Here is a 14,902-nt window from a genome sequence, read left to right as displayed (position 1 = left end):
CCTGTCAGGTCCTACGCGGCGGCTTCATGGTCCCAGAGGGTGCCGGTGAAGGCACGGTGCCGCAGGGACGTGAACAGCTCGTCGAGCGTGGCGAGATGGGCCCGGCCGCTGTCCCTGAGCCGGTCGATGTGCTCCAGCCGCCGTTCGAAACCCCGCTGGTCCGCCAGGGGCGGCACGAGTACGGGGACCTTCGCCAGGTTGCCCTGGCTGATGCCCGTGATGGTCGCGCCGGTGACCAGGGGGAAGACGTAGGCGTCGCGTACGCGCTGGTGGGAGAGGTACGCGTAGAGGTAGCGGGCGGTGAGGAGCTCCGGGTCGGGGGTCACGCGGATGAGCGACGACTCGAAGATGAGCGGTTCGTCCGACGCGCCGACGCGGCAGGGCTTGGCCGAGCCCTCGTAGTTCAGCGAACGCCGGGCCACCAGGAGATCGTCGCTGGTCAGCGCGTACTTCGCGAGGTCCTTCTCCGCGCACGCCACCCGCTTCAGGCCCTGCGGCCCGACCGTGCCCGAGAAGGCGTCGCTCATGTGCACCATGGCCACACCGTCCTCGGTGTACGCCTCGGCGGGGAAGTACGCGCCGTTCTGCAGCGGCCGCGACACGGCGTCCGCGACGGGAATCCGGCGGTGCACCGAGGCGGGGGAGGCCGGGTCGCCGAACATGTCCAGGAAGACGGACTGGGCGGCGTCGTCGAGCAGGGCGATGGCCCGGCGGCGCTTGGCGCGCAGCTCCTCCACCTGGTCCAGGACGGCGGCGACGCGCCGCTGCTCCGCGAGGCCGGGGAGGTCCATCTCCAGGGCGCCGATGTCGTTGCGGTTGACCTGGAGGAACGTGGCGCCCCGGCCCCTGGCCACCAGCTCGCCCTTGACGTGGGTCAGCCAGTGCCACAGGAAGCGGGGGTCGAGGCCGGGGCGGGCCCTCAGCCCCGCGACCCCGCGGCCGAGGCAGTACTCCTCGTCGGCCAGCACCTTCTCGCCGACGGAGGCGCGGATCCCGAGGATGATGTCGCCCGCGCGGCAGACCTTGCCGGCCTCCGAGGTCCACTTCTTCGGCGCGGGGCGCGTCCCCGAGAAGTCGCCCGCGCCCGCGATCAGGGGCAGACCGCTGCCCTCGCCGTTGTACGTGTCGCCGGGGGGCGCCTGGCCCATCGTGATGTCGCAGACGGAGTCCAGCCTCACGGGAGTGGTCATCCGAGCAGCTCCCTCAGCTTCGCCGTGCCCGCCTCGATCTCCTTGTCCAGCCGCTCCAGGTCGTCCAGGATCTCCAGCGGCGGCCGGGTGACGATCTCCTCGTGGACGACCTCCTTGTAGCGGTTCAGGGAGAGGTCGTAGCCCTGTGCGGCGATGTCGGCCTTCGGGACGCGGAAGCTCTGCTCCGTGCGGGCGCGGGCGCGTTCGTCGGTGGTGCGGCGCTTCCAGCGGGCCAGGACGTCCGGGAGGTTGTTCTTCGTGTGCTCCCCGTCCGTGAGGCCGGTGGCGCGGGCGCCGAGGCGGTCCTCCGCGAGCAGCGGGGTGCGCTTGTCGTCGAGACTGAAGCCGTCCGCCTGGACGTCGTAGAACCACACGTCGTCCGTGCCGCCCGAGTCCGTCTTGGTGAAGAAGAGGATGGCGGTGGAGACACCGGCGTACGGCTTGAAGACACCGGAGGGGAGCTTCACCACCGCGTCCAGCTTCTGGTCCTCCACCAGCATGCGGCGCAGCTCCTTGTGCGCCTTCGTCGAGCCGAACAGGACGCCGTCGGGGACGATCACGGCGGCGCGGCCGCCCGGCTTGAGGAGCTTGAGGAGGAGGGCCAGGAAGAGCAGCTCGGTCTTCCTGGTCTTGACGATCTTCAGCAGGTCCGAGGAGGTCGTCTCGTAGTCGAGGCTGCCGGCGAAGGGCGGGTTCGCGAGGATCAGCGAGTAGCGGTCGCTCTCGTCGCCCGCGCTCTGCGAGAGGGAGTCGCGGTAGCGGATGTCCGGGCTCTCGACGCCGTGCATGAGCATGTTCATCGAGCCGATGCGGAGCATGGTCGAGTCGAAGTCGAAGCCGTGGAACATGCTGTTGTTGAAGTGCCGCTGGTGGCCGGCCTCGAAGAGGTCGTCCCGGTGCACCCGCTGCACGTACTCCGAGGCGTTCACCAGGAAGCCGGCCGTGCCGCACGCGGGGTCGCAGATCTCGTCGCGCGGGTTCGGCTCGGTCATCTCGACCATCAGCTGGATGATGTGCCGGGGCGTGCGGAACTGGCCGTTCTGGCCCGCCGAGGCGATCTTGCCGAGCATGTACTCGTACAGGTCGCCCTTGGTGTCCTTGTCCCGCATCGGGATGCCCTCCAGCAGGAGGACCACCTTCGACAGGAGGTTGGGCGTGGGGATCGTGAAACGGGCGTCCCGCATGTGGTGCGAGTACGTGGAGCCCTCGCCGCCCAGCGCGCGCAGACAGGGGAACACCCGCTCGGCGACCGTCCGGTACATCCGCGCCGGGTCGGCGTCCTTGAAGTTCTGCCAGCGCAGCTCCTGCTGATCCGGGCCGAAGAAGGGGGCGCTGTCCTCGATCCCGCGCCGGGCCATCCGGTCCTTGACCGTCTGCAGCTCGTCCAGCCGGCGGATGAAGAGCAGGTACGTGATCTGCTCCATGACCTCCAACGGGTTCGAGATCCCACCCGACCAGAACGCGTCCCAGACGCGGTCCACCTTGCTCTTGAGCTCGCCCGTAATCACGGAGGGAATCCTACGGCGGGGGTGTGACAGCCGGCCCGAGCCGGCCGGAGCCTGCCGGAGCCCGCCGGAGCCGGGTGCGAGCGCCCGGGCACTCCCGGGGCAGGCGTGGTTACAGCGAGGTGTCCTTCCGACGTACCCTGAGATTGGACTAGACCTGTGCCCGGCTCGGGGGCCATCGACGGAAGGGTTCGCATGAGTGAGCGTGCAGTCCTGGAGGTGATCGCCCTCGACGCCGAGGACGCGGTGGCCGCTCAGGCCGGAGGCGCGGACCGGCTGGAGCTGGTCACCGAGATGGCGGCCGACGGGCTCACCCCGGCGCCCGCCGTCGTCGCCGCGATCCGGGACGCCGTCGCGATCGACCTGCGCGTGATGCTGCGGCTGTCGGACGGCTTCGCGGCCGGGGACGTGGACCGGCTGGTCGGGGTCGCGGGTGAGCTGCGGGACGCGGGCGCGGACCAGTTCGTACTCGGCTTCCTCGACCCCGTAGGGGATGTGGACCTGGCCGCCGTGGAACGCGTGGTCGCCGCGCTCGACGGCAGCCCGTGGACCTTCCACCGCGCCATCGACCGCGCCGCCGACCGGGACGCCCTGCGCACGACCCTGACGGGGTTGCCCGGACTCGACACCTATCTGACGGCGGGCGCACCCGGAGGGGTGGACGACGGCCTCGGCACGCTGGTGGCGGAGGCCGCGCACACCGGACGCCCCGGCTACGAGCCCCGCATCATGGTCGGCGGCGGCCTCCGCCTCGACCACGTCCCCCGTCTGCGCGCCGCCGGCATCGACGCCTTCCACATCGGCGGCGCGGCCCGCCCCGGCGGCTGGCAGGGGCCGGTCTGCGCCGAGGCGGTGGCCCGGTGGCGGACCGAGCTGGACGGGGAGGCGGTACCGGCCGGCGCGGCCGTGGGCAGTCCGGGGAACTGACCGGGCGGGCCGCGCTGTTGGCGCCACCCGTGCCACCCGTGCCACCCGTGCCACCCGTGCCGTCCGTGCCGTCCGCGTCGGGTTATTCGTCCGTCGCGTCCAGCGGCCGCAGGCACAGCACCGTCACACCGTCCGCGCTGTACTCCGGGTCCGCCAGGTAGTCACCCGGCCGGCACTTGTCGCCGGACTGGTAGAGCAGGCGGTACTGCGCCTCGGCGGAGTCGCAGGGCACGGCGCTGAGGTCCTGGTCGGTGACCGTGCCGTCGTTGTGGACGCAAGACCCGGCCGTCAGCGGCCGGGGCCTGCCCGTGTCCGAGGCCGCGCCGATGATCATCAGCAGCGGGACGGCGAGGACCAGCAGGGCCAGCAGACCGAGCGGTATCAGGGCCAGGACGCCCTGCGGCCGCCGGAACACCGGGCGCCCCGGGTCCAGCGGGGGACGCGGGCCGGGGGTGACCGGCTCCGGCAGCTTCTTGATCCGGGACAGCGCGCCGAGGTTCAGCAGCAGCACGACCGGCGTGATGAGGGCCGACATCGGCCCCCACCACCCCGCGATCAGCGTGTTCGCCTGCATGTCGCGGAACATGGCGAGCCCGCACGGCCGGCAGAACACCCCCTTGCGCCGCAGCATCCGCATGAACACGATCATGCCCTGATGCCCCCGGACGGTCACCGCCCCGGCGGGCGCGGCCCCGCACACCTGACAGGCCCCCTGACCCACCCCGTAGGGGGAGGGCGGCACCGGGTACGCGGCCTGTCCGGGAACACCCTGATACGGACCCTGAGCCTGCGGATACGGCGGCGCGGCGGCCACGTGCGCGTACGGGCCGGGGGGCTGGGGGTACGGCTGCCCCGGCTGCTGCGGGTACGGCTGTCCGGTCGGCTGCGGGTACGGCTGTCCCGGCGGCTGGGCGTACGGCCCGGGCGCCTGCGCGTACGGTCCCGGCACTCCCGGCGGCTGCTGCCCCGGCACCCCCGGATACCCGTAGGGACCGGGCGGCCCCCCGGCCGGCGCACCCCCCGGCCCGTTCGGGTACGGCTGCGGAGCGGGGGAGGCGGGAGGCGGCGGCACGCTCAACGGGGGTCCTTCTGCACGGAGGTGAGGTGACGGGGACCCGGCCAACCCTATCCAGCCAGTTGCGCGGGCAGCGCGGCCGTGTGCGTGACGATCAGGCCCGACACCGCACGGGTCAGGGAGACGTACAGCCGCCGCAGGCCGGTGCGTTCGTCGGGCTCGCCGTCCACCACGGCCTGCGGCTCGTCCAGTACGACGTAGTCGTACTCAAGTCCCTTGGCCAGCGAGGCCGGTACCAGGGTCAGCCGGGTCTCGCGGGTGGTCTCCTCACCCGGTGCGAGGAAGCCGATCCCGGCCGCCGTCAGCGCCTGGGCGAGCGCGGGGATACGGGCGTCGGCCGCGATGAGACCGGTCGAGCCCTCGTTGCGCAGCAACTCCTCGCAGGCGGCGATCACTTCGTCCGAACCCTCGGCCGTACGCACCTCGAAGAAACCGGGGTTCTCCCGCACCGAGGCGACCGGCGTGAGACCGGGCGCGATGTGCGGCAGCAGCCGGGAGGCGTACGTGATGACGTCCGTCGGCACGCGGAAACCGGCCGTCAGCTCCTCGATCACGCCGTCCGCCTTGCCGAGATGACCCAGTGCCTCTTCCCAACTCCGCGTTGCCCAGGGGGTGGTGCCCTGCGCGAGGTCGCCGAGGACGGTCGCCGAACCGGTCGTGCAGCGGCGGCCGACGGCCCGGTACTGCATGGGGGACAGGTCCTGCGCCTCGTCCACCACGACATGGCCGAGCGAGGACGTGCGCTGGATCAGGTCGGCCGCCTCGTCCACCAACACGGCATCCGCCGCGGACCACTTGGCGGACTTCACGCTGCGCACCGGCTTGGCCCGGAGGATCGCCTTCTGCTCGTCCTCGTCCAGGATGCCCGCCGCGTGCTCGGCGAGGAACGCCTCGTCGGTCAGCAGCCGCAGCACCAGCTTCGCCGGATCGACCTGCGGCCAGACCGACTTGACGGCCGCCTTGACCGCGCTGTTGCGCGCCACCGAGTCCTGCACCCGGTCGTCGGGGGCCTCGCCGGACCGCTCCATCTGCACCAGCACCGCGTGCGCGATCCGCTGCGGGAGTGCCTCGCGCGCGGCGCCGTAGCGGATGTCGCGTGCCAGCAACTCCCGGACGATCTCTTCCAGTTCGTACGCCGGTACCCGCCAGCGTCGCGAGCCGCGCACGACGAGCACCTGCTCGGCCGGCATCGTCACATGCGAGTACAGCGCCCGGCGCAGCACCTCGGCCAGCCGGGCGTCGCCCTTGATCACGGCCGCGCGGGCGTCGTCCGTGCCGCGTACCTCCACGTGCGCGACCAGGTCGTCCACGGTGGCCTGCTGCACGGTCAACTCACCCAGAGCGGGCAGGACTTGCTCGATGTAGTGGAGGAAGGACCGGTTCGGCCCGATCACCAGCGTGCCGGTGCGGGCGAGGCGTTCCCGGTGGGCGTAGAGCAGGTAGGCGACGCGGTGCAGGCCGACGGCCGTCTTGCCGGTGCCGGGGCCGCCCTGCACACAGACGGTGCCGCCGAGCCCGCTGCGGACGATCTCGTCCTGCTCGGGCTGGATGGTCGCGACGATGTCGCGCATGGGGCCGACGCGGGGCCGCTCGATCTCCTGCTGGAGCAGCTTGCTGGTGGCCGACGCCTCCGCCGGGTCCGACAGATGCTCGTCCTCGTACGCGGTCAGCTCGCCGCCGGTGTAGCCGAAGCGGCGGCGCAGCGCGATGTCCATCGGGTCCTTCTTGGACGCGCGGTAGAACGGCTGCGAGACCGGGGCGCGCCAGTCGATGACCATGGGATCACCGTCGGCGTCGTGCACGTGCCGGCGCCCGATGTAGAACTCCTCGCCCTCCGCGCCCTCCGCCTGATCCACCCCCGGCGCGTGCAGATAGTCCAGCCGCCCGAAGAACAGCGGGGTGTCGCTGAGGTCGGCCAGCGCCTTGATCCGGTCCTCGATCTGGCGGGCGAGCACCGCCGCGTTGACCCAGTTCGCGGTGACGTCCTTGATGTTCAGCGACTGGGCGTCCTCGCGCATGGCGCGCAGGGCGGAACGGGACGCGGAGAGGTGGGCGCGTTCGCGGGCCAGGGGGTCGTCGTCGGGCGTGTCGTGGTGGCCGGCGAGCGGGTCATGGGCGGTCGCGGACAAAGGGGTGCCTCCGGGTGGGCCTGCTGCGTGGCGGTGACGGTGCCGTCCGGTTGCCGTCCGGACGGCGGCACTCCGAGGTGGAGGCGGGCAAGAGCGGAGATTGTAGAGGGGACGGGGGAGCGGGGGCCAATGGATATGGGGCCGGCCGGAGCGTGGGGCGGGGGTGGTACGGGAGCGGGGCGGTACGGGAGCGGGGCGCGGGGCCGCGGCCGGGTTGCGGTGGGGCCGTGGCGGTGCTGTGTCCCCTAGGGGACCGGGCCCTGAGGGTGGAGGGGTGGATCTCCACCCTCGGGCCCAGACGGACGCCGCGAAGACCCACCCGTGAGCCGATACCACTCCGATGGCCGAAGTCCCACCATGGAGACATGAGCGCAGCAGCCATGCATCCCGTCCACCCGCTCCAGGCCCGCCCGCCGAACGGCGCCACGGCCCTCGCCGGAGCCTCCCACCGCCACCTGCTCGGCGACGTCCTGCGCGCGGTCAAGGTGTACGCGCAGGCCGCCTTCGGCGTGGTGATACTCGGGGAGTACGGCGAGGAGGCGGGCGTCGTCCGCCGCAAGTGACGCCCCTGCCTTTCGCGGTCTAGCCCTCGGTCTGCCCCTCGGCTGCTTCCGCGAGGATGTCGTCGGCGTCCACGATCCGGTAGGCGTAGCCCTGCTCGGCCAGGAACCGCTGGCGGTGGGCGGCGAAGTCCTGGTCGATGGTGTCGCGGGCGACGACCGAGTAGAAGTGCGCCCGGTGCCCGTCCGCCTTGGGCCGCAGCACCCGGCCGAGCCGCTGGGCCTCCTCCTGGCGCGAGCCGAAGGTGCCGGACACCTGGATGGCGACCGTGGCCTCGGGCAGGTCGATGGAGAAATTGGCGACCTTGGAGACCACGAGCACGCTGATCTCGCCCTCGCGGAAGGCGTCGAAGAGCTTCTCGCGCTGGGCGTTGGAGGTCTCGCCCTTGATCACGGGCGCGTCGAGATGCTCGCCCAGCTCGTCCAGCTGGTCGATGTACTGCCCGATGACCAGGATCTGCTGCCCGGCGAACTTGCGCACGATCGCCTCCGTGACCTTCCGCTTGGTCGCGGTGGTCGCACAGAAGCGGTACTTCTCCTCGGCCTCGGCGGTGGCGTAGGCGAGCCGCTCGGAGTCGGTGAGGTTGACGCGGACCTCGACGCAGTCGGCGGGCGCGATGTAGCCCTGCGCCTCGATCTCCTTCCAGGGCGCGTCGAACCGCTTGGGCCCGATCAGGGAGAACACGTCCGACTCGCGGCCGTCCTCGCGGACCAGCGTCGCGGTCAGCCCGAGCCGCCGGCGCGCCTGGAGGTCGGCGGTGAACTTGAAGACGGGAGCGGGAAGCAGATGGACCTCGTCGTAGAGGATCAGTCCCCAGTCGCGGGAGTCGAAGAGTTCGAGGTGGGGGTAGACACCCTTCCGCCGGGTCGTCAGCACCTGGTAGGTGGCGATGGTGACGGGACGGATCTCCTTCTTCGTCCCGCTGTACTCACCGATCTCGTCCTCGGTGAGCGAGGTCCGCCGCACCAGCTCGTGCTTCCACTGCCGGGCGGAGACGGTGTTGGTGACGAGGATCAGGGTGGTGGACTTGGCCTGCGCCATGGCCCCGGCGCCGACCAGCGTCTTTCCGGCACCGCAGGGCAGCACGACGACACCGCTGCCGCCGTGCCAGAAGTTCTCCACGGCCTGCTTCTGGTACGGCCGCAGCGCCCAGCCGTCCTCGTCCAGGTCGATGGGGTGCGCCTCGCCGTCCACGTACCCGGCGAGGTCCTCGGCCGGCCAGCCCAGCTTGAGCAGCGTCTGCTTGATCTGGCCGCGCTCGGAGGGGTGCACGGCGACCGTGTCCGCGTCGATCCGGGCGCCGACCAGCGGGGCGATCCGCTTGGACTTCAGCACCTCCTCCAGGACCGGCCGGTCGGTGGTGGAGAGGACGAGCCCGTGCGCGGGGTGCTTGGTGAGGGTGAGCCTGCCGTACCGGTCCATCGTCTCGGCGATGTCCACGAGCAGCGCGTGCGGCACCGGATACCGGCTGTACTCCACCAGCGCGTCCACGACCTGTTCGGCATCGTGCCCGGCGGCCCGCGCGTTCCACAGGCCGAGCGGCGTCACCCGATAGGTGTGGATGTGCTCCGGCGCCCGCTCCAGCTCGGCGAAGGGCGCGATGGAGCGACGGCAGTCGTCGGCCCGCTCGTGGTCGACTTCCAGGAGCAGCGTTTTGTCGGACTGGACGATCAGCGGACCGTTCACCTGATGACTTCCTTCCGCACGGCCAAACCTCCAGTGTGCCCGATGCGTGAAGGAAGCGGGTCAGTCCTCCGCCAGCTCGGCCACTCCCGTGATCCGGTGCAGGGGGTAGGTGCGGACCTCGTCGGCCGTGTGGTCGTACGCGGTCACGAAGCCGCCCTCGACGCGGATCGGGGCGACGACGCGCTGGCTGGCGGCGCCCTCGGCGTTGACGTAGCCGATCCACACGGCGTCGCCGGTCATGACGGCGGCCTGCATGGTGGCCAGGGTGTCGGCGGGGCTGGTGCGGGGCAGCTCGCCGCCGGCGAGTTCGGTGCCGGTGCTCTTGCGTGGGGCGGTCGCGGCCAGGTCGCCCGCGCGAATCGCGCGGATCGCCGCCGTCAGCAGCGTGCTGTCGGGCGGCGGCGGGCCGTCCGGGACGGGGTCGGGCGCGGTGCGCGGCGGGGTGCGGTGGGCGTCGGCGCGGGCGATCAGCACATCGCCCTCGGCGGACTCGGCGGCGGGGGCGTAGCCCATCCCGCGCAGCCCCTCCAGGAGCGTGGCCGGGTCGCACGGCGCGGCCAGCACGGTCGGGGCCAGGCGGCGCAGACGCAGGGCGGCGGCCCGCTTGTCGGCCAGGATCTCGTTCAGCACGGCGTCGTCGTCGCAGCGGACGTAGGACGAGGCGGCGCCGACCCGGAGGTGGCCGTGGCGGCGGGCCACGTCGTCGATCAGATACGCGAGCGGTTGCGGAACGGGGGTGCGGGAGTGCTCGGTGAGGAAGGCGTGCAGGTCGGCGGCGGTCTGCCCGGCGTCCAGGGCGCGGCGCACGGAGCCGGGGGTGAAGCGGTACACGGTCGCGCCGCCCTTGGACTCCACGTCCGCGAGCACCCCGAGCACGTCCGCGAGGGGCCGGCGCAGCGGGCCGGGTGCCACCGCGGTCAGGTCGGCCTGGAGCAGCACGTGGTCGAGGGGTTCGGGGAGGAGCGGGGCGAGCAGCCGGGCGGCGGCCGTGGTGGCGGTGGCCTGTTCGGCGGCGGAGAGGGGCTCGGCGTCGGGGCCGTCCGCCGCGTCCACCGGTCCGAGCAGCGCGCGGCCCTGGCCGGAGAGGGCGCCCCGGCCCGTGACGCCGAGGGCCTCGGACTCGGTGAGGGTCCAGCGGGCGAGCCGGGCGCGCAGGTCCTCGGTGCCGTCGCGCTGCGGTCCGCGCAGGGGCCGCTCCCAGGCCAGCCGGGCGAGTACGGCCTCGGCGGAGGGGGCGCCCCCCTCCGGGAGCCCGGCGAGCAGGATCAGCACCCGGCGCCGTACCTCGGGCGCCGCCGAGCGGTCGAGACCCGGGCCGAGCGCGGAGAGCGTGCGGTCCTTGGCGTCCCGGCCGCCGATCAGCCCCGACGTGCGGGTGGCGGTCAGCCAGGTCCCGGCGAGGTGGGCCCAGCGCTCGGCGGGGGGCAGTTCCAGCCAGGTGTCGTAGGCGGGGGTGGGGGCGTAGCGCTCGTCGGCCTCGCCGTCGGAGGCGAGGAGACCGGCGGCGTACGCCAGTTCCACCCAGAAGGCGGCGACGGGTTCGGACAGGTCGAGGGCGACGGCGGTGCGCTTGAGGTCGCGCACGCTGAGGCCGCCCGCGCGCAGGACGGCGGGACCGCCCTGGTTCCAGGACTTCAGCAGCTCCTCGATGGTGGCGAGGGCGCTGAAGGCCTGCCCGGCGGCGGTGGAGTCGACGACCCGCGGGCTGTGCGTGGCGGCCGGTTCGACGGCGGGCGGCAGCGGTTCGGGCATCCGGTGCGCGCGGCCCCCGCGCAAGTGCAGGGCGACCTCGCGGGGCAGGACGACGGTGCCGGGCGCGGTCGGCAGCAGCAGCCCCCGGTCCAGCAGCCAGCGCAGATGGGCGGCCGGATCGGCGGTGACCTGGCCGTACGGCGGCCCCCACATCAGCCGGACCAGCACCTCGCGGGCGGCCTCCGGGGCGCCGTCGAGCAGCGCGGCCATCCTCTTGCGGTCGGTGAAGAGGGTGGTCAGCGCGGTGACGGCGGACACCGAGTCATGGGTGGAGCGGAGCCCGGCGGTGGCGACGATCTCCTGCATCCGCCCCGGCGACATGCCCGAGGTGGCCTCCCGCACGGTCGGGCCGAGCCCGGTCGGGGAGGGGTGCTGGGGGGAGGGGGCGAGCAGTTCGCGGGCGGTGCGCACCAGGCGCAGCCGGTCGTCGTCGCCCCAGAGCAGCGCCTGCTCGCGCAGGGAGGCGACGGTGCGGGGCAGCGCGTCGGCGACGGCCGTGTCCCCGTCGTCCCCGGCCAGCAGCCCGAGCAGGGTGTCGTACGGCGCCGGGTCCGGGGCGACGGCCAGGGCCTGCGCGGTCTGGAGGGCGAACCGGTCCAGCCGTTCCAGGGCGCGCAGCACCGAGGCGCGGGTACCGGCGCGGGTGGCCAGCTGGGTGAGGTCGCTGGGCACGGGGGTGATGAGGTCGGGTCGGCGGCGCAGCAGCGCGGCGAGCGAGGCGTCGTCCCGCGCGCGGAGCGCCTCCGCGAGGGACCGGGGGGATGAGGGGGCCTCAGGGCTCATCTGACCCACGGTAGCGGCTGCGGTCCCGCCCGGCTGCGGCCCCCCGGCACCGCGCCCGGGCCGGTACGTCCCGGTGGGCGCCGCTCTGCGCTACCTTCCTCACGGGGTTTCACCGCCGTTGCCCCGGAGGGATTTCGTTGGGGATCGAGAGCGACCAGGTCGTCTACGAGTATCTGAGCCGCGTCGGAGACGTCGCGCAGCAGCGGCAGTTGCCGTCGGCGACACGGATGCGGCTGGTGTCCGAGCTGCGCAACCAGATCGACCGGCACCGGTCACAGGTGACGGTGGACTCGCCCGCCGCCGTCCGCCGCATCCTGGACCGGCTCGGCAGCCCGGACGAGGTGGTGGCGTCCGCGGGCGGCGCCGGGAGTGTCCCGCAGGGTCCCGCCGCGGCGGTCCCGGTCCAGCGCGACCCGGAGCCGGAGCCGGCGGAACGCCCGAAGGGGCTGAAGTCCCTGCGCGGTACGTTCCCCGGCCGGCGCCCGGCCGCGCCCGAGGCCCAGGCTCCCCGGCCGCAGGCCCCCGCCCCGCCCCACCTCGCGTCGGCCGACGAACTCGGGGACTCCGTCACCCGCCCGGACTGGTGGCGCGTCGACAACAGCCCCTTCGGCGCGGGCGCGGCGGACTCCGTACCGGGGTTCGTCGGCGGCGTGGAGATCCCGGAGCTGCTCAGGCGGCCCCCTAAGGACCCGGAGCCCGAGCCGGCCGAGGAGGAAGCCGCCCCCGAACCGGAGCCCGCCCGCCGCGCCCGCCTCCTCCGTCTGCTCCCGCTCCGCCCGGCCGCCGGCTGGACCAACCCGCTCCTCCTGCTCGCGGCCGCCGCCCTGGTGGCCGGCGCGGTGCTCGGCAACTGGTTCGTCCTCGTCCTCGGCTGGCTCATCGCCTACGGCTCCCGCCGCCTCACCCCGGCCGAGACCAAATGGGCCGTCATGATCATCCCCGCCCTCTCCGCCGCCACCGCCCTCCTCTGGCTCTGGGGCCGCACCACGGGCCACTGGGGCACCCCCCTCCCCTCCGACCACCTGTCCGGGGCCATCACGGAGACGTGGCCGTGGGTGGTGCGGGGGGCGGCGGTGACGTCGGCGGTGTTCCTGCTGTGGCGGTCGCAGCGCCGGCGGTAGCCGTCCGGCGGTTCGCGGGGGGTAGGGGTGTGGCTGGGCTTGGGAGTGCTTGGCCGCCGAGGGGGCTGGTCTGTCGATGGCCTGGCGGTTCGCCGTACGACGCGCGTCCAGGAGCTGGGGCGGCCGTGTCTACGGCGGGGCCGGAACGGAGGTTCGCTCGGCTGTGCGGGCGGGGCCGTCGCGTGGGCCGGGAGGTCGTCACGCGGCTGGTGTCGAGGGACCAAGGGCGACGGGCTGGGCCCGCCCGGGGCTCCCACGGCTGGGCCGGAATCGAGTTCCGCTCGGCCCCGTGGGCTCGTCTGCCGCGTGGCCCGGCGGGTCGTCACGCGGCCCGCGCCGAGGGGGCCGGTGGCTGCCGGGGGCGTTCGCGACCGGGCCGGAAGCGGGTGCCGCCCGGTTGCGTCGGCTGATCTGCCGGTGAGCCGGCGGTTCGCCGTACGACAGGTGTGGACGAATCGGTGCTGATGGGGCTGGGCCGGCCCAGGGGCGTCCATGGCCGGGCCGGAATCGAGTCCCGCTCGGCCCCTTGGGCGGTCCGTCGCGCGGCCCGCACCGGGGTTGCCCTGGCTGTACCGCCGGGCGGCGACTGCTCGGCCGATGACCAGGTGGTGTCCGCCCGGAGGGCACCCGGCACAATGGCCCGATGACTGCGAGCCCCGTCCCCGTCCTCACCGTCGGCTTCGACCTCGACATGACGCTCATCGACTCGCGGCCGGGCATCCGGGCGTGTTACCTCGCGCTGTCCGAGCGGACGGGTGTGTACGTCGACGCCGACCTCGCGGTGACGCGGCTGGGGCCGCCGCTCGCCGAGGAACTGGGGAACTGGTTCCCGGCCGAGCGGGTGCCGGAGGTGGCGGATCTGTACCGGGAGATGTACCCCTCCCACGCCATCGCCGCGACGCCCGCCATGGCCGGGGCGCGCGAGGCGATCGAGGCGGTACGGGCCGCCGGGGGCCGCACGATGGTCGTGACCGCCAAGTACGAGCCGAACGCCAAGCTCCACCTCGCCCACCTAGGCATCGAGCCGGATGTGGTGGTGGGCGACCTCTGGGCCGAGCAGAAGGCGGAGGCGCTCCGCGAGTACGGCGCGGGGGTGTACGTCGGCGACCACGTGGGCGACGTCCGCGGCGCCCACGCGGCCGACGCCCTCTCGGTAGCCGTCACCACGGGCCCGTGCGACCACGCCGAACTCACCTCAGCAGGCGCGAACGTGGTCCTGCCCAACCTCCACGCGTTCCCCGCGTGGCTGGAGTCCCACCTGAAAGCACCCCGCGCCTGACCTCGTAGAACCACCCGTCCCACACGGCCCCGACCAACTGACCGGCGCCCACCGGGCCACGCTCCCAGGCTGAGCCCAGCTCCAGTGACCACGGGCGCCCGCTGGCCCCGTGCTCCCGGGCCGGGCCTGCGGCCGGGATTCAGGCCAAAGTCCGCACCCGCGACCTCACCCGAGCCCAGCCCGAACCCCCGCCGACGCGCGAACCACCCCCGGCCCGGGCCAGCCCGCACCCCGACCCGGCGTCACAAAAGCCCCCGGCCCACGCCAAGACCCGCGCCCGCGCACTCCACCCGAGCCCAGCTCGACCCCCCACCGCAGCACAAAGCACCCCGGCCCGGGCCAACTCCCACCCCGACCCGGCGTCACAAAAGCCCCCGGCCCACGCCAAGACCCGCGCCCGCGCACTCCACCCGAGCCCAGCTCGACCCCCCCGGCCGCAGCACAAAGCACCCCGGCCCGGGCCAACTCCCACCCCGACCCGGCGTCACAAAAGCCGCCGGCCCACGCCAAAGCCCACGCCGCACCCAACCCGAGCCCAGCTCGAATCCCGTGCCGGCGCACAAAGCCCCCCCGGCTCAGGCACCCCCACCCCGACCCGGAGTCACAAGACAGCCCCGCCAAGGCCTAGCGCAGCGCCCTCGCTTGTTTGCGGCCCGCCGACGCCGACCGCAGTACGCCGGCCCCCGCCGTCAGGAAACCGACGGCCATGAGCATGCTGAGGCCGAACATGTAGGTGGGAAAGGGTTTGGCGCCGAGAAAGAGGGGGGTCACTGTGACCAGTGTGGCGAGGGCGCCGGCGAAGAACACGATGACTCCGGCGCGGATCAGTCCGTCACCGGGCCCGGCGGAATTCGTTTGGGTTTTGTCACGCACCGGACCAGGGTAGTTCCCAGC

11 protein-coding genes are annotated in these 14,902 nt (G+C 73.4%); 4 read left to right on the top strand and 7 right to left on the bottom strand.

Annotation, left to right across the window (positions count from 1 at the left end; translation table 11 throughout):
- Nucleotides 1–11 precede the first annotated feature (11 nt).
- Together AB0898_RS10105 and AB0898_RS10100 are read right to left on the bottom strand one after the other, a co-directional pair.
- Nucleotides 12–1,190 carry a restriction endonuclease subunit S gene (locus tag AB0898_RS10105; protein ID WP_366802388.1) on the bottom strand — a complete coding sequence of 393 codons (1,179 nt, stop codon included), beginning with the start codon at nucleotides 1,188–1,190 and terminating at the stop codon, nucleotides 12–14.
- Nucleotides 1,187–2,698 (bottom strand): class I SAM-dependent DNA methyltransferase, encoded by a 1,512-nt coding sequence (locus AB0898_RS10100; RefSeq protein ID WP_366802387.1) that lies wholly within the window; start codon nucleotides 2,696–2,698, stop codon nucleotides 1,187–1,189. The genes AB0898_RS10105 and AB0898_RS10100 overlap by 4 nt, the downstream gene beginning before the upstream one ends.
- A gap of 192 nt (nucleotides 2,699–2,890) precedes the next feature.
- Between AB0898_RS10100 and AB0898_RS10095 the strand changes: the two genes are divergently transcribed.
- Entirely contained in the window at nucleotides 2,891–3,622 is a 732-nt protein-coding gene (locus tag AB0898_RS10095; protein WP_366802386.1) for a copper homeostasis protein CutC, read from the top strand.
- An 82-nt stretch (nucleotides 3,623–3,704) separates the two neighbouring features.
- Here the strand turns inward: AB0898_RS10095 and AB0898_RS10090 are convergent, their stop codons facing one another.
- Nucleotides 3,705–4,571: a hypothetical protein gene (locus AB0898_RS10090; protein ID WP_366802385.1), complete on the bottom strand. Its 867-nt coding sequence runs from the start codon at nucleotides 4,569–4,571 to the stop codon at nucleotides 3,705–3,707.
- Between the two features lie 176 nt (nucleotides 4,572–4,747).
- Nucleotides 4,748–6,826, bottom strand: coding sequence for a HelD family protein (locus AB0898_RS10085; protein ID WP_407078319.1), 2,079 nt, complete (start codon nucleotides 6,824–6,826; stop codon nucleotides 4,748–4,750).
- A 365-nt stretch (nucleotides 6,827–7,191) separates the two neighbouring features.
- On the opposite strand from AB0898_RS10085, the gene AB0898_RS10080 reads away from it, so the two are divergent.
- The gene (locus tag AB0898_RS10080) at nucleotides 7,192–7,389 is read left to right on the top strand and encodes a hypothetical protein (RefSeq protein ID WP_366802384.1); all 198 of its coding nucleotides are present in this window, start codon (nucleotides 7,192–7,194) and stop codon (nucleotides 7,387–7,389) included.
- 19 nt (nucleotides 7,390–7,408) lie between these two features.
- Here the strand turns inward: AB0898_RS10080 and AB0898_RS10075 are convergent, their stop codons facing one another.
- Nucleotides 7,409–9,073, bottom strand: a complete 1,665-nt coding sequence (locus AB0898_RS10075; RefSeq protein ID WP_366802383.1) for a DNA repair helicase XPB — start codon at nucleotides 9,071–9,073, stop codon at nucleotides 7,409–7,411.
- Between the two features lie 60 nt (nucleotides 9,074–9,133).
- On the bottom strand, nucleotides 9,134–11,608 hold the full coding sequence (locus AB0898_RS10070) for a helicase C-terminal domain-containing protein (protein ID WP_366802382.1): 2,475 nt from the start codon (nucleotides 11,606–11,608) through the stop codon (nucleotides 9,134–9,136).
- A gap of 137 nt (nucleotides 11,609–11,745) precedes the next feature.
- Between AB0898_RS10070 and AB0898_RS10065 the strand changes: the two genes are divergently transcribed.
- Both AB0898_RS10065 and AB0898_RS10060 read left to right on the top strand, forming a co-directional pair.
- The gene (locus tag AB0898_RS10065) at nucleotides 11,746–12,729 is read left to right on the top strand and encodes a hypothetical protein (RefSeq protein WP_366802381.1); all 984 of its coding nucleotides are present in this window, start codon (nucleotides 11,746–11,748) and stop codon (nucleotides 12,727–12,729) included.
- Between the two features lie 643 nt (nucleotides 12,730–13,372).
- A complete protein-coding gene (locus AB0898_RS10060) occupies nucleotides 13,373–14,008 on the top strand; it encodes a haloacid dehalogenase-like hydrolase (RefSeq protein WP_366802380.1) in 636 nt (211 codons plus the stop codon).
- 624 nt (nucleotides 14,009–14,632) lie between these two features.
- Here AB0898_RS10060 and AB0898_RS10055 read toward each other — a convergent pair.
- Nucleotides 14,633–14,881, bottom strand: a complete 249-nt coding sequence (locus tag AB0898_RS10055; protein WP_366802379.1) for a hypothetical protein — start codon at nucleotides 14,879–14,881, stop codon at nucleotides 14,633–14,635.
- Between the last annotated feature and the right edge of the window lie 21 nt (nucleotides 14,882–14,902).

It is taken from the genome of Streptomyces sp. NPDC005435 (genome assembly GCF_040703155.1).
Classification (GTDB): Bacteria; Actinomycetota; Actinomycetes; order Streptomycetales; family Streptomycetaceae; genus Streptomyces.
Note: the sequence above shows the minus strand (reverse complement) of the source record. Positions and strands in the feature narration are given on the sequence as shown.